The organism is Pseudomonas sp. B1-22 (genome assembly GCF_050474425.1).
Lineage (GTDB): Bacteria > Pseudomonadota > Gammaproteobacteria > Pseudomonadales > Pseudomonadaceae > Pseudomonas.
The window spans coordinates 869,103-891,797 of the sequence record NZ_JBCHVH010000001.1; the positions used below are offsets into that span (position 1 = coordinate 869,103).

16 protein-coding genes are annotated in these 22,695 nt (G+C 64.7%); 8 read left to right on the plus strand and 8 right to left on the minus strand.

Annotated elements, in window-relative coordinates; all coding sequences use genetic code 11:
* The first annotated feature begins 597 nt into the window (after positions 1-597).
* A complete protein-coding gene (locus ACQ5BL_RS04110) occupies positions 598-1,836 on the plus strand; it encodes a hypothetical protein (RefSeq protein ID WP_243804920.1) in 1,239 nt (412 codons plus the stop codon).
* 299 nt (positions 1,837-2,135) lie between these two features.
* On the opposite strand, the gene ACQ5BL_RS04115 is transcribed toward ACQ5BL_RS04110, so the two are convergent.
* Both ACQ5BL_RS04115 and ACQ5BL_RS04120 read right to left on the minus strand, forming a co-directional pair.
* A complete protein-coding gene (locus tag ACQ5BL_RS04115) occupies positions 2,136-3,683 on the minus strand; it encodes a sensor domain-containing diguanylate cyclase (RefSeq protein WP_243804919.1) in 1,548 nt (515 codons plus the stop codon).
* 262 nt (positions 3,684-3,945) lie between these two features.
* Positions 3,946-4,692, minus strand: a complete 747-nt coding sequence (locus ACQ5BL_RS04120) for a class I SAM-dependent methyltransferase (protein WP_243804918.1) — start codon at positions 4,690-4,692, stop codon at positions 3,946-3,948.
* 326 nt (positions 4,693-5,018) lie between these two features.
* Here ACQ5BL_RS04120 and ACQ5BL_RS04125 point away from each other — a divergent pair, with 326 nt between their 5' ends.
* Positions 5,019-6,050: a sensor domain-containing diguanylate cyclase gene (locus tag ACQ5BL_RS04125; protein WP_243804917.1), complete on the plus strand. Its 1,032-nt coding sequence runs from the start codon at positions 5,019-5,021 to the stop codon at positions 6,048-6,050.
* Between the two features lie 27 nt (positions 6,051-6,077).
* On the opposite strand, the gene ACQ5BL_RS04130 is transcribed toward ACQ5BL_RS04125, so the two are convergent.
* On the minus strand, positions 6,078-6,821 hold the full coding sequence (locus ACQ5BL_RS04130) for a class I SAM-dependent DNA methyltransferase (RefSeq protein ID WP_243805117.1): 744 nt from the start codon (positions 6,819-6,821) through the stop codon (positions 6,078-6,080).
* A 213-nt stretch (positions 6,822-7,034) separates the two neighbouring features.
* Between ACQ5BL_RS04130 and ACQ5BL_RS04135 the strand changes: the two genes are divergently transcribed.
* Positions 7,035-8,276, plus strand: a complete 1,242-nt coding sequence (locus ACQ5BL_RS04135) for a DUF3422 domain-containing protein (RefSeq protein WP_243804916.1) — start codon at positions 7,035-7,037, stop codon at positions 8,274-8,276.
* Positions 8,277-9,085: 809 nt separating this feature from the next.
* Complete coding sequence (locus ACQ5BL_RS04140) at positions 9,086-10,471, plus strand: APC family permease (protein WP_243804915.1); 1,386 nt, start codon at positions 9,086-9,088, stop codon at positions 10,469-10,471.
* Positions 10,472-10,878: 407 nt separating this feature from the next.
* Here the strand turns inward: ACQ5BL_RS04140 and ACQ5BL_RS04145 are convergent, their stop codons facing one another.
* Positions 10,879-11,673, minus strand: coding sequence for an alpha/beta fold hydrolase (locus ACQ5BL_RS04145; RefSeq protein ID WP_243804914.1), 795 nt, complete (start codon positions 11,671-11,673; stop codon positions 10,879-10,881).
* A gap of 243 nt (positions 11,674-11,916) precedes the next feature.
* Positions 11,917-13,065, minus strand: coding sequence for a class C beta-lactamase (gene ampC / locus ACQ5BL_RS04150; RefSeq protein ID WP_243804913.1), 1,149 nt, complete (start codon positions 13,063-13,065; stop codon positions 11,917-11,919).
* Positions 13,066-13,190: 125 nt separating this feature from the next.
* On the opposite strand from ampC, the gene ACQ5BL_RS04155 reads away from it, so the two are divergent.
* From ACQ5BL_RS04155 to ACQ5BL_RS04165, 3 genes are all read left to right on the plus strand, one after another.
* Positions 13,191-14,228 carry an RNA methyltransferase gene (locus tag ACQ5BL_RS04155; protein WP_243804912.1) on the plus strand — a complete coding sequence of 346 codons (1,038 nt, stop codon included), beginning with the start codon at positions 13,191-13,193 and terminating at the stop codon, positions 14,226-14,228.
* 829 nt (positions 14,229-15,057) lie between these two features.
* Positions 15,058-15,402 carry a cupin domain-containing protein gene (locus tag ACQ5BL_RS04160; RefSeq protein ID WP_207882888.1) on the plus strand — a complete coding sequence of 115 codons (345 nt, stop codon included), beginning with the start codon at positions 15,058-15,060 and terminating at the stop codon, positions 15,400-15,402.
* A 168-nt stretch (positions 15,403-15,570) separates the two neighbouring features.
* Positions 15,571-15,879, plus strand: a complete 309-nt coding sequence (locus ACQ5BL_RS04165) for an NIPSNAP family protein (protein WP_243804911.1) — start codon at positions 15,571-15,573, stop codon at positions 15,877-15,879.
* 327 nt (positions 15,880-16,206) lie between these two features.
* On the opposite strand, the gene ACQ5BL_RS04170 is transcribed toward ACQ5BL_RS04165, so the two are convergent.
* From ACQ5BL_RS04170 to ACQ5BL_RS04180, 3 genes are read right to left on the minus strand one after another with little or no spacing between them, the layout of a single operon-like run.
* Positions 16,207-17,637 carry an efflux transporter outer membrane subunit gene (locus ACQ5BL_RS04170; protein ID WP_243804910.1) on the minus strand — a complete coding sequence of 477 codons (1,431 nt, stop codon included), beginning with the start codon at positions 17,635-17,637 and terminating at the stop codon, positions 16,207-16,209.
* Positions 17,638-17,642: 5 nt separating this feature from the next.
* Complete coding sequence (locus ACQ5BL_RS04175) at positions 17,643-20,774, minus strand: efflux RND transporter permease subunit (RefSeq protein ID WP_243804909.1); 3,132 nt, start codon at positions 20,772-20,774, stop codon at positions 17,643-17,645.
* A gap of 27 nt (positions 20,775-20,801) precedes the next feature.
* Positions 20,802-21,950 carry a MexC family multidrug efflux RND transporter periplasmic adaptor subunit gene (locus ACQ5BL_RS04180; RefSeq protein ID WP_243804908.1) on the minus strand — a complete coding sequence of 383 codons (1,149 nt, stop codon included), beginning with the start codon at positions 21,948-21,950 and terminating at the stop codon, positions 20,802-20,804.
* A 171-nt stretch (positions 21,951-22,121) separates the two neighbouring features.
* Between ACQ5BL_RS04180 and ACQ5BL_RS04185 the strand changes: the two genes are divergently transcribed.
* Positions 22,122-22,682, plus strand: coding sequence for a TetR/AcrR family transcriptional regulator (locus ACQ5BL_RS04185; RefSeq protein WP_243804907.1), 561 nt, complete (start codon positions 22,122-22,124; stop codon positions 22,680-22,682).
* Positions 22,683-22,695 lie beyond the last annotated feature (13 nt).

Here is a 22,695-nt window from a genome sequence, read left to right on the forward strand (position 1 = left end):
AGAAATTTTCGAAATAAGGATAAATATTAAATTAGTGAAATTCGTCTATGGTTGAGATTCTGAAGAATCTTTTCTTAAATTTTTTGGCTAATATTGCGCGTGGCATAAAATTCTTCTGAGCTTCTGTCGAGTTATCTCTCTGTAGCTGAAGCGCTATCTAGGAAATTTCATTTGGATACAACACTGAGATAAACAGAGTGCTAAGGGGCGAGTCGATTACTCGGGTGCCGTCGACGCAGGACAAGTCTGATTCGCAATCGTTAGAAAACACGGAGCGTCGGGATTAGCTACTAGGTGGGAGACTTGGCATACTGCGTTCTCTATCGAGGGTTAGATAATGACTACATGCAAAAACTGGAGTGCCGTATGCCAAAATCCAAGAGATGACAGTGGTGACCTTATCGTTGAGCTTCCGCCAGAGCTTCTGGGCAGGCGCGGAAGGGGTCTGGGGATTGAGAAAGAAAATGAGTGTTTCTCTTTGAAGCTCAAACAACATACTGGGGATGAAGGGGGTAGCAGACAATCCCTCTTAGGCTTGCTTCGAAGTCGGTACTCTGTCATTAGCATGCCGTAGCATGGACTGCTCAAGGGAAAGATATGGTCGCAACTGAGAAGCGCTATCCGCGGGCATCTTTTGGGCGAAAGCTGGAGAGGATTTGCTCCAGGTTGGACGAATCATCCGAACGAGTTGTCGAGCACGTCGACCCGCTTGGAGGAAAGCAACTCCCTCACATTGCGATTTCATCCCTTTGGGTCGTCGGATCTTACGCCCGGGGCGCATTGGAGTGCGGCGACCTTGATCTAGTGATGGAGTACAGCTCTTGGGATGGCTGGTTGCCGAGCAACGGGAAGATCTGCAAGACATTCTTTGGCACGCTTCCATTGGTGCGCTACTACTGCGGCACGCCGGACAAAAACACCTCAGGTGTCGTGTTTCCAGATGCTGTCTTAGTATGGTCAGGAAAGGGCTGCGACTGGAAAGGTGCCCTCGACTCTATTCAGATCGATCCGACTGCAGGCCGGGCTGCCCGTGAGACAGACTGCGTTCCACTGCGCGGTGAACAACTGCGCTGCTACGGCGGTGAGATGGTCGAGGTCGCCGAGCTGATCCAGCATGGTGTACTAGAGAGCGAGTTTATACCGTTCGAAGGCGAGATCCTTAGCCCTCTCAGAGACGATGAGATGGAGGCGTCGGAGAGGCGCCGGTTCGTGAATCTCGGCAAAAAGTCCCAAGAGCTCATTGCCCCTCTGTACCGGCTGATGCAGCAACGAGAGCCCTGGGGAGAATGGTCGCGGACATCCAATTCAGAGATGCATTGCGGGGGTTCTGTAGTTCGCCTAGGACGGCCTCACCTTGAGGTGAGCTGCTTCGACAATGATCCGACCAAATATCAGCTACTACTGGTTCCGCATCTTAGTGCTCGTGGACCCAACGGTGCATGGATTTTAAAGCGCGGAGCCAACCATCCTGACGTCAAGGCCTTTTCCAACCGACACGTGTTTGCCGTGTTCTCGAGCGGTTGCCCAGATGTCATTCATGAGTACGAAGGCTACTGGTGGGTTCGAACGCTCGATCTTTACGTGTCGCGTCAAGAGGCAGAAGAGGCTCTATTAAATTGGGAGCCTGCACCTGAAGACGAGATGGAGGTTGGTGAGGTAAGGGGGCTCGAAATCCTCAGGCTGCTGGGAGTCACAGATTCCGTCCAGATCGGAGATAGACAACTTGCGCTGACGTGGCGCGGAGCTCGCAATCTCGACAAAGGTCAGTCGACGCTCGCTGAGGTCGTTGAGGCGCTTCCTCTGGTTGAGGCCTTCGCGTATGGCGTCGAGGCATGAGAGAAAAAGGGGGACAGATTTATTTAAGTACTCTAATCCTGATCTCCAAGGCAGCTTTAGAGTAGAAAAATAAATCTGTCCCCTTTCGCCGTGTCCCCTTTTCGCTGTTCTCCAACCATATCCCCGATTACCGCAACCTGATCACCAGCTACAGTCTGCTGACCGCCAACAAGTAAGGCGGCCCGTCCAGGCGCCGCACGTGCAGGTGCGGCGGCTGGGCCCGGTGGTCCGGTCGGCTTCGTGAAGCCGGCCGGATGCACCGGACCTTTCCTGCGCGAGTGATTCGCCTCTGTTGGCCGCTAGTGGGCGACGACCCGGTTGCGCCCCGTCTGCTTGGCCTGGTAGAGGCGCTCATCCGCACTTTTCAGCACGGCCTCCGGCTCGCCGTCGCCAAAGGCGACGCCGATGGAAATGGTCAGGTGCCCGACGCCGGGCACCTCGGTCGCCTCGATGGCCCTGCGGATGCGTTCGGCGATGCCGCTGGCGATCTCCAGCGAGGTGTCCGGCAGCAGCAGGATGAACTCCTCGCCGCCGGAGCGGCAGGCCAGGTCCTCGCTGCGCGAGTGCTGCTGGAGCGTCGCTGCGACCTGCTTGAGCGCAACGTCCCCCGCATCGTGACCAAAGGTGTCGTTGACGCGCTTGAAGAAATCGATATCCAGGGCCAGCACCGAGTATTGCAAGCGGGTTTCCTGCAGCAGTTCCAGTGCCGAATCCAGTGCCCGCCGGTTGGCCAGTCCGGTCAGCGGGTCGCTCTGCGCTTCATGGCTGAGTTGGCCCAGCTTCTGTTGCAGCAGCTGAACGCCGGTGAGCAGCGCCTGGCGAATGGCGGCGGCTTCGGCATACCAGGCCTTCACGTCGTGCAGCTGCCCTGTGGTCTCCGGGGCGGAGAGGTGGTTCGCGCCCTTGGCCAGTTGCCGCAGGGGGCGGGTAATCAGCATCGCTCCCAGCCAGATCATCACCAGTCCGACCAGGCTCGCCGGGATGATGTCCATGAGCATGGCGATCATCAGCTGGCGCAGCGGCGCAAGGGTCACCGACCGTGGCTGCTGCGTGACCACCGCCCAGTTGGCATCCGGCACCGGCGCATAGCCGGAGAGCATCGCAATCCCCTGGTAGTTGATGATCGGCATTGCGCCGCTTTCACCGCGCAATGCGGCATCCACCGAGAGGCTCGCGCCCAGCACGTTGCCGAGCTTCGACGAGTCGGGGTGATAGAGCAGACGCCGGTTGCGGTCGGCGACGAAGGCGAAGGCGCCGTCATGCTGGAAGTGGCTGCTGATGATCGAGTGCAGCACGCTCTGCTTGAGGATGTACACCGAGCCGCCCACTACGCCGAGGAACTCCCCCGAGGGGCTGACGATGGGTTGGGAAATGAACACCACCAGATTCCCCGCCACCGAGACGTAGGCCTGGCTGACCAGCGGGCGGCGCTCCTTCAGCGCCTGCAGCACGCCCACCGAGCGCAGCGTGGTGCCGACGATCTGCAGCGAGTCCGGGTAGGCCTGCTGTACCCGGCCGTTGGCGTCGACGATGGCAATGGAGTTGAAGTACGAATCCTGCGCCTGCAGGCGCATGGCCTCGGCCCGGATGACCATCGGGTCGCCCATGTTTTGCGACAGGATGGCGGCGCTGTAGCTCAGGTTGCGGTGCGCCGAGGCGAGGAACTCGCCGATGCCGGAAGCGACTTTCGCGGCATAGGCACTGTTGGCCTCCAGCTGCGAATGAATCAGCGCGTCGCGTTGTACCCGGTAGGCGACGAACAGGCTGTTGCACAGGGTGGCCAGGGTGGTCAGCAGCACGAAGACCAGGATCAGCCCGCGCAGGGTGATGGTGCAGCGTCTGATCATGCCGGCCGCCACTCCGACCCTGGAGGGAGCAGGGCGGGGATTTGGGCGCTGGAAACTGCTGTTGCGGGGTTGGCGGGTTGGGCCATGGAGATGCTCGGATCCGGTCGGGTCGGGACGCGCCGCCATGCAGAGGCGCTTTGCAGAGCATAGGCAAGAGTCGGCGGATGGCCATGGTGCATTGTTTGGGGAAATGTGGCGAGCGAACGGCGGCAGGGACTCGGGGTGGATCAGTCCCGGGCAGGCGGCAAAGGCTGGAGTGGGTTCAGGGGCGACCGATCCTCATGTTGACGGGCCAGTTGACCGGGTGGCGTGTGGCAGGGTTTCCCCAGCAGGCGGCCATGTCGTCGGCGAACTGGCGCAGCAGGTCTTCGCGCCCGGCCTCCCTGGCGCTGCGCACGGCCGACCAGGTCGAGACGTAGCCGAGGAACTCCTCGAGGTTCCATTCCAGGTGAATGGAAATCTCCGGGCCCCGCAGTTCGGCGAAGGGGAACTCGATGGTCGCGTAGCCGTTGTCCACCAGCGAGCGTTCGGCGGGCCAGTAAGGCCCGATCTCCCGCCAGTAGAACTGCTCGAAGCGAACGCCCAGCGCGCCTTGCAGGCGCAGCACGCCGTAGCTGATCAGCGCCAGGATCGCATCGGGTTTCGCGATCCGCCGCACTTCGGCGTAGAACCTGGGCAGGTCGAACCAGTGCGCGGCCTGCGCGGCGGTGATCAGGCTGGCGCTGCGGCTGGGCAGGGGAAGGTCTTCCGCCTGGGCGCAGGCGTAATTGACGTTCTCCTGAGGCGCCGAGTGGGCGATCTGATCCCGGCTGGGATCGAAGCCGACCACGGCGTCGAAGTGTTCGGCCAACTGCCGGGTCAGCTGGCCGCTGCCACAGCCGACGTCGACCGCGAGCAGCCGGTCGGGCGCTATCGAGGCCAGGTAGGCGGCGAGTTCCGCCGGGTACTCGGGACGAAAGCGCGCATAGGCTTGTCCGCCCTGGTCGAACCAGTTCCTCAGGTTGTTCATGACGTGCATCCCTCGTTTCGAGGCCTTGCTTGACGCTGGCCAGGCGCAGCGGGAAACCCTGGGTTTCGAGTGCCTTGGCAGTGCCTTCCCGTTCGCGGCGGTGCCTGTTGAGCTTGTTACATCAGGGCTGATGCCATTGGCAAGGTGGCCGCCCGGTCCGACCGCGATGTGTCGAAAGGCCAGTAGTCCGGTGCAGCAGACATGGCGAACCACAGGGGGCGGATCGAAAGCTGGCCGAGCTGCTTCAACTGCTCCGCACGGCTGTTCAGGGCGAAGGTGATTTGCTATGTATCGACGTGCCCTTACGCCACTGCCGAAGTTCCTGCATGGACCAGATACTGTCGTTCCTGTCCGAGACCGTCCCCAAGGCCAAAACCGTAGAACAACTCACGCGCCCATTGCTGGCCCTGCTCGAAAGGGTCACCGGAATGGAGTCGACCTACCTGACGACCATCGACCTCGAACAGGGGGTTCAGCGAGTGGAGTTCGCTCGCAATATCGGTTCGATGGAAATTCCCGAGGGGCTGGTCGTGCCCTGGGAAGACACCTTGTGCAAGCGCGCGCTGGAACAGAACCGCCTGTTCTCGGATGACGTTGCCGAATGCTGGGGCGACTCGGATGCCGCCAAGGCCCTGGGCATCAAGACCTATGTGAGCGCACCCATCACCGCCCAGGATGGCCGGGTGCTCGGTACGGTGTGTGCGGCCAGTTCATCGAAGGTCGCCCGCTCTCCGGACGTCGAGCCGATCCTGAAGCTGTTGTCCGGGCTGCTGGCATATTCCCTGGAGCGGGAGCTCCTGGTCGAGCGCCTGCAATCGGCGAATTCCGAACTGGCGAAGCTGGCGCTGACGGACGCCCTGACGGGCCTGCCCAATCGGCGTGCCATCCTCGGCGAACTCGAGCGCATGTTCGCGCTGGCCCTGCGCGAGCGGATGTACGTGCTGGTCGGCGTCGTCGACCTGGACGGTTTCAAGTGCATCAACGATACCCACGGTCACCATGCTGGCGATGCCTTCCTGCAGGGCGTCGCCGGCCGGCTGCAGGGCAGCCTGCGCTCCAGTGACATCCTCGGGCGCGCCGGTGGCGATGAGTTCATCGTGATCGCCCTGGGGACGCCCGCTCCGCAGCAGGACCAGGCGAGCGACAGGCGGCATGCCGCCGGCCTGCTTCAGGAGCGGCTGACCAATGCCACGGTCGGGCGTTACGCGCTGGGCACCGGGCACGGCGATATCCAGTATGACGGCGCCAGCGTCGGCGTTGTCGCGGTGCTGCCCGACAGCGTGGACGTGGATGAGGCGATCAAGCTGGCCGACCGGGAAATGTACAAGGTGAAGCAGCGGCGCAAGGTCTCCGGGTAGCGCCGGAGCCGGGCGGCCCTCGGTCGCTCAGCGCTTCACGCAGACGAACAGCGCATTCCCGGACGCGCCGTCCCAGGGCGTGATCCGCTCGTAGTCATGCTCGAAGACCTGCACCTCGAAGTGCGGCTGCAGCAGCTCCTGCAGCTCGGCGAAGCTCAGGGCGACCATGGGGTGTTTGTCCTGCCAGGTCCGGGTCACCCCCGCCGTGGTTTTCTCGATGCTCAGGCGCAGTGCCTGCTGCTCGCCCTCGCTGCCGTAATACCAGCCCGAACCGAAGGTGAACCGGCTGCCCTCGTGCTCCACGGAATGGCGCACGAATGAGCGGTTGTCGATCTGCAGTTTGTCTACGCTGTTGAAGCAGAACACACCGCCATCCGCGAGCGCGCGGTGGACGCTGTCCAGGCACGCGCGCAGCTGCGCAAAGCCGGCGTTGTAGTGTATCGAGTAGAGGAAACAGGTGATCAGGTCCTGGGGCTCGTCTACCTGGAAGTCCGCCATGTCCTGCCGACTGAAGCCTGCCTCGGGGCAGCGCTGCTGGGCGATGTCGAGCATCGGCTGGTTGATGTCCAGGCCGGCGCTGCGGTAGCCGAAATCGACGAAATGGCGCACATGGGGGCCGGTGCCGCAGGCGAGGTCGAGGTGCCGGCGGCCCTGATTGCCGAACAGCTGGTGCAGCCGGCGCACGCAGTGGCTCTGCGCCTGATAGTCGATGTCGGCGCACATCAGGTCGTAGTAGGCGGAGAGATCGGTGTACAGCGCGTTGGAGGACATAGGCGGCCAGAGGGTTCGAAGGCGCGACATGGTACCTCAACCCCGCGCGCTTCTCGCCGAAACCAGACGCCTCGCACTTGTGGTGGCCCGCTTGAGGGAGGTCGCCCGGCAGACGCCATTGCGTTCCTTTGGCGGCCAACCTCGCCAACCCTGTGACTTCCCACGCTGCAGCGAGCATCGCAGCTGAAACAAGACTTATCAGGCAGGTCCGCCGTGCACCCCTTGAAAACCGAACTCCACAACGAGCTTCACGCTCGTCCCTCGATCTACTTCAGCGAACCGGCCTATGTCTTTCACCTGGCCCTGGTGGAAAACGGGCACGACCTGAAACGCCTGGTCGACCAGCTTTCCGGCATGGGGGCCGGGGAGGAGCAGCAGGAGGGCGCATGCGGCTTGCTGACCCTGGAGGGCTGCTCGGTCAAATGGGAGCGCCATACCGAATTCCTGACCCTGACCATGGTGGTCCCGAAGCCGGATGGGGGAGAGTCCTGGCCCGCGATTCCAGAACGCCTGCGATCCCTGATCAGCGGCTACGAGCACGCCCTGATCAACGCCACCCAGGTGCTGGTCGAGGCCGAGCGCAACTGCAAGGACCCGAGCGTCGATTACGGATTCAAGGACCCCGCCGGCTCCACCATCGGCGGCGGCGATGCCGTGGTCTGGAGTGACTTCAGGCTCAGCGAGAACGGGATGAATCGCATCCTGCTGGTGAACCGGGGCCTGAATGCCTACCGGCTTGGACGCATGGTTCGGCGCCTCCTGGAAATCGAGACCTATCGGATGATGGCGTCGCTGACCCTGCCTGCCGCCAAGGCCGTGCACGCGGAGATGAAGACCTGCGATCAGGAGCTCACCGTGCTCTCGGAGCAGAACGCGGTTGCCGCGAGCAGCGAGGTGAGACGAATCCTCGATGACATCGCCACCCTTTCCGCCAGGATCGTGCGCCTCACGGCACGCTACCGCCTGCGCTTCAGCGCGGCCGAGGCCTACTCGCAGATCGTGTTCGAGAGAATCGCGGAGCTTCGCGAAAGCCACGTGGGGGATTCCCAGCGGCTCGGTATCTTCATCGAGCGGCGCTTCCGTCCCACGGTGCGCTATTGCGCCGTCACCTATCAGCGCCTCGAGCGCCTGGGGGACAGCGTCGCCCATTTGGGCGAACTGCTTCAGGCCCGGGTCCAGGTAGAAGTCGAGGAGCAGAACTCGGCGATTCTGAAGAGCCTGAACACCCGCGCTACCGCGCAGATAAAGATCCAGAAGGCCGTCGAGGGGCTCTCGATCATCGCGATCAGCTACTACCTGCTGAGCCTCTTCAAGTTGCTGTACGAGGGCTTGCGGAGCATCGGCTTGCAGATCACGCCCTCGCAGGCCGGGGTCTACATCGTGCCCATTGCCGTGTTCATCATCTCGGCCATTGCCGCGCGTATCCGCAAGGCGAAGGAAGAGGGCAGCGAATAGCCCCGCCTCCTTGAGTGCCCGGTCAGCATAGCCTTGTCGCCGTGCCAGGCCGGGCGTTGCGCCAGGACGGCCGGTGGCCGTCTGCGGCGCTCGGCGGGCGACTGCGAATTTCGTTGCTCAGCAGCAACAAAAAACCTCGTTTCGCGGGGCGCCGGCGTGAGCTTAAATGCGCCCCGCAACCCACTCTTGCCGCCTCCCCTTGTGAAGTTGACCTTGCCTGGCCTCACCGACAGCCAAGGTGATTTTGCTCGCCCGGGGAGGCGGATTTTTTTTGCCGGGTGGGTGCGCAGGGCGGGGCGGCCAACGCGGCGAGGTGTACGCTGCGCAAGCCGTGGTTCGGCGTCCATCCATCCGCCCATCCTTTCCTTTCGAAAGACCCCATCCCTGGACCGTTCGGGCCATCAGCCCCTCGAAGCGGGCGAGGCGCCATTCCATCGGACCCTGTCAGCGCCGGGCAACCGGACGTGAAAACGTGGCTGCATGTCGACCATTTTTTTCATTGGGTTCGAACATATTTTTAATATTTTTCCTCAGTCCGAAGCTGACGCACCATGCGCGCCCCATTCCAATAACAACGTCCTTTGAGGCGATCGAAACAGGAGTGCCCTGGTGTACGAACTCCATGATCGGCGGCAGCGTGCCGCCCGGCGGACTTTCATCGACAGCCTGAAGCGCATCGGCTCCCGCTTCCCGGCACGGGATGGCACGCGCTAAGCGTCGACGCGCCCACCCGATACGAAAAAGTCCCGACCGGCATCACGCCAATTTCGCCCGCTGAGCGTCATGCGCTCAATTTCCATGAGTCAGCCATGAAAAAAATAACAAGCGTAATGGACACCACCATCCCGACCCATCAGCCCCATGGCGAGTCGAGCTCGCCGCGCAGCTTCCGCAAGTCCCTGGGCATTACCGCGCTCGTCGTCTTCGGGCTCGCGTACATGGTGCCGCTGGCGGTGTTCACCACCTATGGCCTGGTCACCCGGATGACCATGGGCCACCTGCCCACGGCCTATGCCATTACCCTGGCTGCCATGCTGCTGACAGCCTACAGCTACGGGCGCATGGTCCAGGCCCACCCGTACTCCGGCTCCGTCTACAGCTACACGCGCAAGACCTTCGGCGCCTGCTTCGGCTTCATGGCCGGCTGGACGCTGCTGCTCGACTACATCTTCCTGCCGCTGCTCAGCTACCTGCTGATCGGCATCTACATGTCCGAGTACTTCCCGACGGTTCCCGCGGCGGCGTGGATCCTGGGTTCCATCGCGCTGGTGACCTTCCTCAACCTCATCGGCATCGAGTCCATCACCCGCGTGAACTGGATTCTCATCGTTGCCCAGGCCGTATTCCTCGTGGTGTTCATCGCGCTCTCGCTGAGCCACCTGAACGGACAGGCCGAGCCGGTTTCGCTGCTCACGCCGATCTATGACGAGCACTTCAGCTTCCCGCTGGTGATGTCCGGTGCGGCGGTGCTGTGCCTGTCCTTCCTCGGTTTCGACGCCGTCTCGACCATGGCGGAAGAGACGCCCAACCCCAAGCGCCAGATTCCCGTGGCCATCATGCTGGTGACCCTGATCGGCGGCCTGCTGTTCATCATCGCCGCGTACTTCGGCCAGCTGGTATTCCCGGAGTGGACGACCCTGACGGACGCCGACTCCGCCTCGCTGGACGTGATGCGCCGCATCGGTGGCGAAGGGCTGGTGACCTTCTTCACCGCCACCTATGTGGCGGGCTGTTTCGCGTCCGCGATGGTGTCCCAGGCCAGCGTATCCCGCGTGCTCTTCGCCATGGGCCGCGATGGCGCGCTGCCACGGGCATTCGGCAAGCTGGTGTCGAAGAAGCGCGTGCCGGCCACCGCGATCATGCTGATCAGCCTGCTCTCGCTGATCGCGCTGTTCGTCACCCTGGATACCGTCGCCAACATGATCAGCTTCGGGGCGCTGTTCGCCTTCTCGGCGGTGAACCTGGCCGTGATCAAGCACTACCTGATCGACCGGAAACTGCGCGGCGCACGTCACTTCCTGAGCTACGGCGCGCTGCCGGCGCTGGGCTTCCTCAGCACCATCTGGCTCTGGTCCAGCCTGTCCGGCATGACCTTCCTGATCGGTTTCGCCTGGATGTGCCTGGGCTTCATCTGCCTGCTCAGCGCCACTCGCATGTTCCGCGATCAGTTGCCGGAACTGAACATGGCGGAGTGACAGTTCGCCTGCAAAGCCCCGCGGGGCGCGGATAGTTCTTTTCCTCTCCGAGCGTCCCGCTACTGGAAAAAATCAGTCTAAGAAGTCCCGGGCGTCCCGCCGGGACTTTGCTAACCTCAAATCCAGTAGGTGAGAACGCAGACTGATGCGCAAGTGGATAGCAAGGAGACGTGGGGCACGTTCCCGGGGTACACGGCTGCAAGTGCAAGAGTTGTCCCATAGGCCGCGTGAAGTGGAGAGGTTGAATCTCTTCCGCCAGATTCCTCAGAAACCTTGTAAGCCGGAGACCAGCGCCGGCCACCTACTAAACCCCCCAGAAACCAAAGCCCGACTTTCATGTCGGGCTTTTTCTTTTCCGCTCGCCGGTTGCGGGCTCGAGTGCGTACTCAGCGCTCGATGAAGCCGATCTAGCCAGCGAAGCGGCGAAGGAAATCCGCCACCGCCTCCAGCACGACCGCCTGCTGTTCGCGGTGCGGGACGTGGCCGCAGCCGGGCAGCGACTTCAGCACCGTGGGCACATCGGGCACCGAGGTGAAGCGCTCCGGGTGTGCCATCGAACCGTACTCGTCCTGCTCGCCGTGCAGGCTGAGGATCGGACACTTCACCCGCGCCAGTTCGGCATCCAGGTTCCAGTCGCTGAAGTCGTTCGACAACCAGGTGTCGACCCAGGCGCGCAGCACCCAGAAGGCCTTGTCGCCGTGGTACTTCTGCAGGCGCTCCAGCTGCCCCTCCCGGGCGAATTCCTGTTCGGCGGCGCGGATGCCGTCGCGGGTCTGGTGCTCGACGAAGGCCTGGGCCGACTCGGTGATCAGCGCCGCGCAGGCCTGCGGATGCCGCGCCACGCAGGCCACCGCCATGGCGCCGCCGACGCTGTGGCCGAACACCACGCAGCGTTCGAAGCCGAAGTGCCGTTGCAGCGCCGGGAAGCTCTCCCGCGCCTCGTCGTCGATGAAGTCCAGGGGCAGGGCGCCGGGGTAGCGCCCGGAGCGACCGAAGCCGAGGCGGTCGTAGGCGATCACCGGGCGGCCGGTGGTGCGTGCGAGATGCTCCGGGAAGTCCCGCCACAACGCCACGCAGCCCAGGGAGTCATGCAGCAGCACAATGGGCACGTCGCTCGCATCGGTGGGCGTCCAGTCCTGGGCGAAGAGCGGGCCTTTCCCGGTATCGATCCAGTGCTCGCGGATGCTGACGGGCGACGACATGAGGTTCTCCTGTGCGGCGGGGTTTCGTTCGGCCATGGTACGCCGGCGTGCCGGCTCATAAGGAAGCCTTAAGGCAGAAGCGGGATGATGACGACTCGCGGCCGGAGTTGTCCCGGATAGTGCTCACAACGGGTCCGGTCGCTTTTTTTCCCTTTCCCATGGGCGTCCGGTTGCGTTGCGAACCGCGACGCTGCATCCCCCCGGTCCTACGAAAAAACGGACGGAGGGCGAATGCCGCACGGTTCACTCCAGCCGCGAAAGAATGTCCCAGGCCAGTTTCACCCGCGCCTCGTTGGGGTAGTTGCGGTTGGCCAGCAGCACGATGCCACGCTGCTTGGTCGGCACGAACGCCACGTAGGCGCCGAAGCCCGCGGTGGCGCCGGTCTTGTTCACCCATACCTTCTGCTGCGGCGGCAGTGGCGGGGTGATGGCGGTGACCGTCTGGTTGCCCTGGATCATCTGGCTGCCGTTGTACTGCTGCAGCTCCGCCAGCTTGGGCGGGTAGGCGTACTGCTCCCAGATCAGGTCCTGGGTCATCGGGCCGACCTTGTAGTAGCCGGTGCGGGTGGCATCGAGCGCGGCCTGCATTTTCTCCCCCAGCTTGACCCGGCCCAGCTGGATCTCCACGAAGCGCAGCAGGTCGCGGCTGCTGGTGCGCACGCCGTAGGCCACGTCGGCCAGCACGTCGGGGTTGATCCGCACTGGCGCGTCGTCCTTGTCGTAGCCCTGGGCGTAGTAGCCCTGGCGGGTCACCGGCACCTCGATATGGGTGTTGGAGAGGCCCAGCGGGGCGAACACGTTGCGCTGCATCGCCGTCGTGAATGGCAGGTCGAGCGCGCGCGCGGTGGCGAAGCCGACCAGGGCGATGCTGGGGTTGGCGTAGGTGCGCTGGGTGCCGGCGAGGTACTGCGGCTGCCAATCGTTGTAGTACTCGGTGAGCTGCGCGGGCGTTTGCACCTCGTCGGGAATCTGCAACGGGAAGCCGCCGGCGGTATGGGTGGCGAGGTTGATCAGGCTGACCTTGTCCAGTGCGCTGCCGCGCAGCTCCGGGATGTACTGCGTGGGGCTGTTCTTCAGCGACAGCTTGCCGGCGGCCTGGGCGAAGGCGGCAAGGGTGACGGTGAAGGTCTTGCTGATCGAGCCGACCTCGAACAGCGTGTCGCTGGTGACCGGCTGGTGATTCTCCCGCGAGGCCAGGCCGTAGTTGTAGAAGCGCTGCTCGCCGTTATCGGTGACGCCGATCGCCAGCCCGGTGATGCCGTTTTCGCGCATCACCGCCTCGGCGGCCTTCTGCACCCTGGCGTCGAAGTCCGGCGCCATGGCGGCATTGGCCGGGGGAATGCTGGTGAGGGTGAGCGAGCAGCCGAGTGCGAGCAGGCCGGTCAGGCGCATGGCGAACATCCTGTTGCGAGGGACAAGGGCTGACCCTAGCACCGCCGCACCCATCCCTCCAGTGGCGAGCCCGGCGACAGCCTGCGCTACGCCGCCAACCCCGCCGGTGGTAGCATGCGCGCCCCATGCACTACGCCGACCTCGACCAACGCCTTGCCGACCTGGGAGCGCTGCCCCTGCACCGCGCCCGGATGCTGCGCGCCTGGCTGCAGGGCAGGGCGCTGGACAGCGGCACGAAGCGTCAGGCCAGCGAGGACTTCCTGCCGCTCAGCGTGCGCAACGGCGTGGCGGACATCGTCGCCGAACTTGAGCAACTGGCGCGCCTGCATTCCCGCCACCCCGGCGCAGACGGCTCCGAGCGCCTGCTGGTGCAGCTGCGCGACGGGCAGATGGTGGAAAGCGTGCTGCTGCCGCGGGGCGGCGTGTGCGTGTCCACCCAGGTCGGTTGCGCGGTGGGCTGCCTGTTCTGCATGACCGGCAAGAGCGGCCTGCTGCGCCAGGTGAGCGCCATGGAAATCCTCGTCCAGGTGGTGCTGGCCCGCCGTATCCGCGCGGTGAATCGCGTGGTGTTCATGGGCATGGGCGAGCCCGCGCACAACCTCGACAACGTGCTCGAAGCCATCGACCGCCTCGGCACCGATGGCGGCATCGGCCACAAGAACCTGGTGTTCTCCACCGTGGGCGACCCGCGTGTGTTCGAGCGCCTGCCGCAGCAGCGGATCAAACCGGCGCTGGCGCTCTCGCTGCACACCAGCAAGGCCGAGCTGCGCGAACGACTGCTGCCGCGCGCGCCGAAGCTCAGCCCGGACGAACTGGTGGAACTGGGCGAGACCTACGCCCGCCAGGTGGGCTATCCCATCCAGTACCAGTGGACGTTGCTCGACGGCATCAACGACGGGCAGGACGAACTCGACGGCATCCTGCGCCTGCTCAAGGGCAAGTTCGGCGTCCTCAACCTGATCCCCTTCAACAGCCTCGAAGGCGACCAGTACCGGCGCCCGGATGGCGAGCGCATCCTTGAGATCGTCCGCTACCTGCACAGCCAGGGCGTGCTGACCAAGGTGCGCAACAGCGCCGGGCAGGATGTCGACGGCGGCTGCGGGCAACTGCGCGCCCGCGCCACCGGTTTGATCGCCACGTCGCGCCGGCGCTCGCTGTCGTAGGAGCGGACTCCGTCCGCGATGCTCCTGCTCTATCCGCCGTCTTGCTCGGTGTTCCCGCGCCGCTTCGAAGTGTGCTGAAAGATTTTGTTTCGCCCCCTCGGGCGAGTTACTTCTTCCAAACGTCGGAAGGCCGCCCCCAAAGAAGTAACCAAGAAGGCTTGCCCCTGCATCCGGGTCCCGCTTCGCGGGACTGATTCGCTTCGCTCACCCTTCGGGCCAGCCTGCGGCTGTTACTACGCTGCGCTTCGTTTCCCTCGCTCCATCGAAGTTTCAGGGGCCCGCCGCGAAGGGCCATCCCTGGCCCATCGCGGCTCTCGCGACATCCATGTCGCTCAACCCCTGAAACTCCGATTCCACTCGGCCTCCTGAAGGGGCGCTCCGGTGTGTGCGGATGTTTCGCTGGAAGTCTTCAAGAGCAAAGGCAGAGCGTCCTGCTCCCGTAGGAGCGGACCTTGTCCGCGAAATCCATCGCGACGGAATGCGTGCCTACTGGAAATACACCTCGGCATGACGCCAGAACCTGTAGGACCGAGGGGGACGCCCAGTCCTTGCTCGCGAACCATGGCTGATCGCGGACGGAGTCCGCTCCTACGTAGACGTGAAGCTCAAGTGTTCCTCCGGCGGGAGCGGATGCATCCACGATGGATTTCGCGGACAAGGTCCGCTCCTACAAGGGACGGACGCACCGAGTTCAACCTGTAGGAGCGGGCCAAGCCCGCGATATCCCGATAAGCCGTCGACGGACAACCGCAGGTCGGCCCCAGGCAACTCCCGCGCCGCGCACCGACCTATGGTGACGGGCCCTTCACTGGATCGACCCGGAGCTGAGATGTCCGACTTCATTACCGTACTGCGCGAAACCTGTCCGACCCCGGTGCTGGACGCTACCAAGTGGAAGCGCATCGGCGGCGACCCGCACACCGTCAACCTCAATGCCTACCTCTCCAAAGACGGCAGCAAGATCATGGGCACCTGGATCTGCACCCCCGGCAAGTTCGAGGTGAACTACGAGAAGTGGGAGTACTGCCACTTCCTCGACGGCTACTGCATCATCACCCCTGAGGGCGAGCAGCCGATCCACCTGCGCGCCGGCGATGTGTTCGTCATCGAACCGGGCATGAAGGGCACCTGGGAAGTGGTGGAGACCGTGCGCAAGTACTTCGTCTTCGCCTGAACCGCGCGGAACGAGAAAAGGAGCCCAAGGGCTCCTTTTTTCATGCAACGAGGATCGACTCATCGCCCACCGACCAACCGGCCGCCGAGATGCAGCGCCGGCCGGTTATGCGTTCCCACGAGTAATGGGTACAGTGGCCGTCCCTTTCACCGGAAGAGAGTTGGCAAGATGGTCACCTGTTACCTGCGTTACGTACTGGACCCGTACAAGCTCAAGGAATTCGAGCACTACGGCCGGCTGTGGATCCCGCTGGTGGAGCGCTTCGGCGGCCAGCACCACGGCTATTTCCTGCCATCCGAAGGTGCGAACGACATTGCGCTGGCGATGTTCACCTTCCCGAGCCTGGCCGATTACGAACGCTACCGACAGCTATCGATGGAAGACCCGGACTGCCAGGCTGCCTTCCGTTATGCGGAAGAAACCCGCTGCATCATCAGCTATGAGCGGAGCTTCTTCCGGCCGGTGTTCGGCGCCTGATCAGCCGCGGCGGCGAACCTGTCCGTCCGGCGCCGGCTTTGCCGGCGGATCGCGGATAAGATCCGCTCCTACGAGATCAAGAGTTCCGGGTTATGCGCCCTACGAGCGACACCGACGTGACACTGTAGGAGCGGACCTTGTCCGCGAAATCCATCGCGGCGGAGTCCGTGGTTGCAGGTGCACGCCGGTGTATTACGCGAACCGGCCATCTCCGGCCTGCCGGCGGATCGCGGATAAGATCCGCTCCTACCCAGGTATCAAGTTCGGTAGGAGCGGACTCCGTCCGCGATCGCTACCCGTCGGCAGAGGATCAGCGAGAGCGCGCCATCAACGCCGCGCCACCACATCCCCGCTCCAGCCACCCCCCAGTGCGCGGAACAGGTCGACCAGGGCGAGCTGCCGCTGGGTGCTGGTCTCGATGTAGGCCGCTTCGTTGATGAAGTTGTTGCGCTGCGCGTCCAGGTAGCGCAGGTGGCTGTCGACGCCGCCTTCGTAGCGCGCCTTGGCCAGCTTCAGCGTCTCCTGGGTGGTGTTCACCAGGGCACGGCGGGCGGCCTCCTCGCGGCGCAGGGTATCGGTGGCGGCCAGCGCGTCGGCCACTTCGCGGAAAGCGGTCTGGATGGTGCCTTCGTAGGCGGCCACGGCGGAGTCCTTGCGCACCTTGGCCAGGTCCAGGTTGGCGCTGTTGCGCCCGGCATCGAAGATCGGCAGCGTCAGGTTCGGTACGAAACTCCAGGAACGCGAGCCGCCGTCGAACAGCCCGGACATTTCCGCGCTCGATGTGCCGAAGCTGCCGGTCAGGCTGATGCGCGGGAAGAACGCCGCCCGTGCCGCGCCGATGTCGGCGTTGCGCGCCTTGAGCTGGTGCTCGGCGGCGAGGATGTCCGGGCGCCGCTCGATCAGCTCCGACGGCGTGCCGGGCGCGATGTCCTGGATCAGCATGGCCTTGGGCTGCGGTACCTGCGGAATGCGTTTGGCCGCGTCCGGCGTGCCGAGCAGCAGCACCAGGGCGTTGAGTGCCTGCTGCTTCTGCCGGGCATTGCTTTCCAGTTCGGCGCGGGACTGTTCCACCAGCCCCAGCGCTTCCTGATAGTCCAGCGCGGTGGCGGCACCGGCCGTGCGGCGTTTGCCGATCAGGCCGAGGGAGTCCTCGCGGCTGGCCAGGGTCTGCTCGGTCAGCAGCAGTCGCCGCTGGGCGCCGTCGTAGCTCAGGTAGGCCTGGCTGACCTCGGCGACCAGCGCGATGCGCGCACTGCGGCCGGCTTCCTCGGTGGCCAGGTACTGCTCCAGGGCTGCGTCGGTCAGGCTTTTCACCCGGCCGAACAGGTCCACTTCGTACTCGGGCAGCGCCAGGCCGACCTGGTAGTTGCTGCTCACGCCGGAGCGCCCGTCACTGGACAGGTCGCCCGGCAGCCGCTGGCGATTGCCATTGGCCGTACCGCTCAGCCCCGGCACCTGCTCGGAGCGCTGGATGCGGTACTGCGCACGGGCCTGCTCGATGTCCAGCAGGGTCTGGCGCAGCGAGCGGTTGTTGTCCAGGGCGATATTCACCAGGTCGCGCAGCTCGCCGTCGACGATGAAAGTCTGCCAGTCCAGGTTGCTCGCGGCCTGGCCAGCCTGCGCGGCGGGGCCGCTCCAGTTCGCGGCCACCGGCGCTTCGGGGCGTTCATAGGTGGGGGCCATGGAGCAGCCGCCCAGGAACAGGGCTGGGGCCAGCGCCAGCAGCAGGGCCGACGCGGTAAAGGCGGGTTTGCGCATGGCGGTCACTCCGTGGCCTCGAGGGTTGTGTGGGCGGGCTTGGGTTTGCGGCGCAGCAGCGACAACAGCCAGACGAAGCAGATGGGCACGAAGATCACCCCCAGCAGCGTGGCGCTGAGCATCCCGCCGATCACCCCGGTGCCGATGGCGCGCTGGCTGGCGGCGCCGGCGCCGCTGGCGATGGTCAGCGGCACCACGCCGAGGATGAACGCCATGGAGGTCATGATGATCGGGCGGAAGCGCAGGCGGGCGGCCGCGATGGCGGCTTCGCGCAGGCTGTAGCCCTTCTCCCAGAGCTCCTTGGCGAACTCGACGATGAGGATCGCGTTCTTCGCCGCAAGGCCGATGATGGTGATCAGGCCGACCTTGAAGTACACGTCGTTGGGCAGGCCCACGACCATCACCGCGAGCACCGCGCCGAGGGCGCCGATGGGCACGATCAGCATCACCGACAGCGGGATCGCCCAGCTCTCGTAGAGCGCCACCAGCAGCAGGAACACCACCAGGATGGCGAGGGCGAACAGCTGGCTCGCCTGGCCGCTGGCGACCTTTTCCTGGTAGGACAGGCCGGTCCATTCGTAGCTGATGCCGGCCGGCAGCTCGGCGACCAGGCGTTGCATTTCGGCCATGGCTTCGCCGGTGCTCACGCCCGGTGCCGCGTCACCGGCGATGCGGATCGACGGGTAGCCGTTGTAGCGCACCAGTTGTACCGGGCCTTCTTCCCAGCGGGTGCTGACGAAGGCGGACAGCGGCACCAGCTCGCCGCTGGCGTTGGGCACGTAGAGCTTGAGCACGGCTTCCGGGGTCATCCGTTCGCCCTGTTCGGCCTGCACCACCACGCGTTGCTGGCGGCCGGCGTTGGCGAAGTCGTTGATCACCGACGAGCCGAAGGCGGTGGACAGCGCGCTGCTGATCGACTCGAAGCTGACGCCGAGGGTGCGCGCCTTGTCGCGGTCGATTTCCAGGCGCAGCTGCGGCGCCTCGGCAAGACCTTCCATCATCGCGTAGAGGATCTTCGGGTTGCCGTTGGCCTGCCCGAGCAGTTGGTCGCGGGCCGCCAGCAGCGCCTCGCGGCCGAGGCCGGCGCGGTCCTGCAGGCGCAGCGAGAAGCCGCCGGAGTTGCCCAGGCCGTCGATCGGCGGCGGGGTGACCGCCATGATCGCGCCATCGCTCAGGCCGGCGAAGCGCTCGTTGGTCAGCGCGGCTTCGGCGTCGGCGGACTGCTCGGCGCTGCGCACGGACCAGTCCTTCAGGGTCGGGAAGGACAGCGCGGCGTTCTCGCCCATGCCGGAGAAGCTGAAGCCCATCACCAGGAACACCGAATCCACCGCCTTGCGGGACATCAGGTAGCGCTCCAGCTCCTGGCCGGTGAGGTCGGTGCGCGCGCGGGTGGCGCCCGGCGGCAGCTGGATGTCGACGATCATGTAGCCCTGGTCTTCCACCGGCACGAAGGATTCCGGCAGGCGCACGTAGGTGTAGCCGAGCACGGCGATGATGCCGGCGTAGACCAGCATGTAGCGCCCGGCACGCTTGACCAGCGCGCTGTTGAGCAGGGTGTAGCGCTCGGTCAGGCGGGCGAAGGCACGGTTGAAGGCGCCGAAGAAGCCGCGTTTCTCATGGTGGCCCGCCGGGACCGGCTTGAGCAGGGTGGCGCACAGCGCCGGGGTGAAGGTCAGGGCGAGGAAGCCGGAGAACAGGATCGACACCGCCAGCGACAGCGAGAACTGCTGGTAGATCACACCCACGGAACCGGCCATGAACGCCAGCGGCAGGAACACCGCCGCGAGCACCAGGGTGATGCCGACGATGGCGCCGGACACCTGGCCCATCGCCTTGACCGTGGCGGCGGCGGGGGAGAGTCCTTCCTCGGCCATGATCCGCTCGACGTTCTCCACCACCACGATGGCGTCGTCCACCAGGATGCCGATGGCCAGCACCATGCCGAACATGGTCATCATGTTCACCGAGAAGCCCAGCAGGTACATCATCGTCAGCGTGCCCAGCAGGCACACTGGCACCACGATGGCCGGGATCAGGGTGTAGCGGACGTTCTGCAGGAACAGGAACATCACCAGGAACACCAGCACCATGGCTTCGATCAGGGTGTGGATCACCTTCTCGATGGCTACGTCGACGAAGCGCGAGGTGTCGTAGGGCACCGAGTACTCGACATCGTCGGGGAAGTTTGCCGACAGTTCGGCCAGGCGCTCCTTGACCAGTTCGGCGGTCTGCAGCGCGTTGGCGCCGGGTGAGAGCTGGATGGCGCCGGCCACCGCCGGCTTGCCGTTCAGGCGCGAGGAGAAGTTGTAGCTTTCGCTGCCTACTTCCATGCGCGCGACATCGGCCAGCTTCACGGTGGAACCGTCGGGATTGGCGCGCAGCACGATGCGGCCGAATTCCGCCGGGTCATCCAGGGTGCCTTTCACCGCCAGGGTGGCGGTCACTTCCTGGGCCGTGCTGCCCGGCGAGCTGCCGAAGGCGCCGGCCGGCACCTGCACGTTCTGCCCGCGAATGGCGTTGCTCACGTCATCGATGGAGAGGCCGTAGCCGACCAGCTTTTGCGGGTCGATCCAGACGCGCATCGCCGCTTCGGAAGAGAAGAACTGCAGCTTGCCGACGCCTTGTACACGGCGCAGCTCGTTGTTGATGTTGCGCGCGGCGTAGTCCCCCAGGGCGGTGGTGTCGCTGCGCTGGGCGCCTTCCTTGTAGTTGAGCGCATAGATCAGCAGGAAGCCGGCGCTGGTCTGCTCGACCTCCAGGCCCTGGGTGAGCACGGCCTGTGGCATGCGCGCCTCGGCCTTCTTCAGGCGGTTCTGCACGTCCACCTGGGCCAGCTCCGGGTTGGTGCCGGGCTGGAAGGTGACCACCACTTCGGCGGTGCCGTTGGAGTTGCTGGTGGACTCGAAGTAGAGCAGGCCCTTGGCGCCATTGAGCTCCTCCTCGATCACGCTGGTGACCGAGTCCACCAGCACCTGCGCCGAGGCGCCGGGGTAGGTGGCGGTGACGGTGATCTGCGGCGGCGCCACGTTGGGGTACTGCGCCACCGGCAGCAGCGGGATGACCAGCAGGCCGGCCAGGGAAATGAACAGCGCCACCACCCACGCGAAGTTGGGGCGCATGATGAAGAACTTGGACATGGAATATTCCTCGCGGCGAGCCCGGCCTTACTGGCGTGCCGCCTGTTGCTCCTGCGTCTGGCGCGGTTCGACCTTGCTGCCCGGCTGCAGGCCGGTGAGGCCGCCGACTATTACCCGGTCGCCGCTGGCCAGGCCCTGGCTGATCTGCCAGCGCGAACCCTGCATGGCGCCGGTCACGACCGGCCGGGATTCGACGCGGCTGTCGGCGCCGATCACCAGCACATGGGCGCTGCCGTCGCTGGCGCGTTGCACGGCGCGTTGCGGCACCAGGATGGCCTTGGCATCGCTGCCCTGGGGCGCGGTGACCCGCACGTACATGCCCGGCAGCAGCACGCCGTCGGGGTTGGCGAAGCTGCCGCGCAGCGAGACCTGGCCGGTGCCACGGTCCACCGAGATGTCGGTGAACAGCAGTTCGCCCTGGCGTTCATAGTTCGTGCCGTCGACGCGGATACTCAGTGCCTGGCTCTGGCCGGCGGACAGGTTGCCGCCCTTGAGCGCCTCGCGCAGGCGCAGCGCGTCGGCCACCGGTTGGGTGAAGTCGGCGTAGATCGGGTCGAGCTGCTGGATGCGTGCCATCAGCGTCGCCTCGCCCTGGCCGACCAGCGCGCCCTCGGTGACTAGTGCACGGCCGATGCGCCCGGAGATCGGCGCCTTGACCGAGGCATAGCCCAGGTTCAGCCGCGCGCTTTCCAGGTCCGCCTGGGCAGAGCGCACCGCGGCCTGGGAGCTGCGCATGTCGGCGGTGGCGCTGTCGAAGTCCTGCTGGCTGACCGCTTCGATCTTCACCAGCGGTTCGTAGCGTTTGACCCGGGCCTGCGCCTCATAGAGCGAGGCTTGCGCCCGCGCCAGCTCGCCCTCGGCACGGGATACGGCGGCCTTGAGCGGCGCCGGGTCGATCTGGAACAGCAGGTCGCCGGCCTTCACATCGGCGCCTTCGGCGAAACGCTTCTGCAGCACGATGCCGGCCACCCGGGCGCGGACTTCGGCCACGCGCATGGGCTCGATGCGCCCCGGCAGTTCCGAGGTCAACACCAGCGGCTCGGTGACCACCGCCACCACATCCACCGGACGGGCGACCTCGGCGGCTGCTTCCGGCTCGCCCGAAGGCCCGCAACCGGCCATCGCCATCGCCGCTACTAAAACACTGATCGTCCCTATTGCACGCACGCTGCCCATGATTCACCCGGGTCTGTCTAACTGGAAAGGTGCGTATGATCCTTTTAAATTTAAAATGAGTCAATATTGTCTCATTTGCTTCATGGTTGTATAAAATGTGTCATCTCCTTTCAAAACGGGGGTCTCTTTCTGCACAATGAGACAATCCGATATCCAGTTCCGAGGCTACGAATGACACTCACTGCCCACGATGAACGTCTTCTCAACGCGCTGGCCGTGGCCATCGTCGATCGCCCGCGGGCGACGCTGAAGGAGCTGGCGGAATCGGCGGGGGTGAGCAAGGCCACGTTGCACCGCTTCTGCGGCACCCGCGACAACCTGGTGCAGATGCTGGAGAGCTATGGCCATTCGGTGATCCGCACCATCCTCGAGGCTGCCGAGCTGCAGCAGGATCCGTCGCTGGACGCGCTGCGTCGGCTGATCGCCGAGCACCTCAAGCACCGCGACATGCTGGCCTTCCTGATCTTCCAGTTCCGCACCGAGAGCCTCGACGTGGAGACCGCCACCGAGCGCTGGAGCTACTACATCGACGCCGTGGACGCCTTCTTCCTGCGCGGCCAGCAGAACGGCGTGTTCCGCATCGACATCACCGCCGCGGTGTTCACCGAACTCTTCCTCTCGATGCTCTACGGCATGGTCGACGCCGAACGCTACGGCCGGGCGGCAAGCTCCAGCTCGGCCAGCGTGCTGGAGCGGTTGTTCCTGCAGGGGGCGCTGGTCCAGGCCGGATAGGGCATTGCGTCCA

Excerpts from the sequence above, each read along its gene's own strand:
- ACQ5BL_RS04110 (WP_243804920.1), top strand. The coding sequence starts at position 598 with ATGGTCGCAACTGAGAAGCGCTATCCGCGGGCATCTTTTGGGCGAAAG.
- ACQ5BL_RS04115 (WP_243804919.1), bottom strand. The coding sequence starts at position 3,683 with ATGATCAGACGCTGCACCATCACCCTGCGCGGGCTGATCCTGGTCTTC.
- ACQ5BL_RS04120 (WP_243804918.1), bottom strand. The coding sequence starts at position 4,692 with ATGAACAACCTGAGGAACTGGTTCGACCAGGGCGGACAAGCCTATGCG.
- ACQ5BL_RS04125 (WP_243804917.1), top strand. The coding sequence starts at position 5,019 with ATGGACCAGATACTGTCGTTCCTGTCCGAGACCGTCCCCAAGGCCAAA.
- ACQ5BL_RS04130 (WP_243805117.1), bottom strand. The coding sequence starts at position 6,821 with ATGTCCTCCAACGCGCTGTACACCGATCTCTCCGCCTACTACGACCTG.
- ACQ5BL_RS04140 (WP_243804915.1), top strand. The coding sequence starts at position 9,086 with ATGAAAAAAATAACAAGCGTAATGGACACCACCATCCCGACCCATCAG.
- ACQ5BL_RS04145 (WP_243804914.1), bottom strand. The coding sequence starts at position 11,673 with ATGTCGTCGCCCGTCAGCATCCGCGAGCACTGGATCGATACCGGGAAA.
- ampC (WP_243804913.1), bottom strand. The coding sequence starts at position 13,065 with ATGCGCCTGACCGGCCTGCTCGCACTCGGCTGCTCGCTCACCCTCACC.
- ACQ5BL_RS04155 (WP_243804912.1), top strand. The coding sequence starts at position 13,191 with ATGCACTACGCCGACCTCGACCAACGCCTTGCCGACCTGGGAGCGCTG.
- ACQ5BL_RS04160 (WP_207882888.1), top strand. The coding sequence starts at position 15,058 with ATGTCCGACTTCATTACCGTACTGCGCGAAACCTGTCCGACCCCGGTG.
- ACQ5BL_RS04165 (WP_243804911.1), top strand. The coding sequence starts at position 15,571 with ATGGTCACCTGTTACCTGCGTTACGTACTGGACCCGTACAAGCTCAAG.
- ACQ5BL_RS04170 (WP_243804910.1), bottom strand. The coding sequence starts at position 17,637 with ATGCGCAAACCCGCCTTTACCGCGTCGGCCCTGCTGCTGGCGCTGGCC.
- ACQ5BL_RS04175 (WP_243804909.1), bottom strand. The coding sequence starts at position 20,774 with ATGTCCAAGTTCTTCATCATGCGCCCCAACTTCGCGTGGGTGGTGGCG.
- ACQ5BL_RS04180 (WP_243804908.1), bottom strand. The coding sequence starts at position 21,950 with ATGGGCAGCGTGCGTGCAATAGGGACGATCAGTGTTTTAGTAGCGGCG.
- ACQ5BL_RS04185 (WP_243804907.1), top strand. The coding sequence starts at position 22,122 with ATGACACTCACTGCCCACGATGAACGTCTTCTCAACGCGCTGGCCGTG.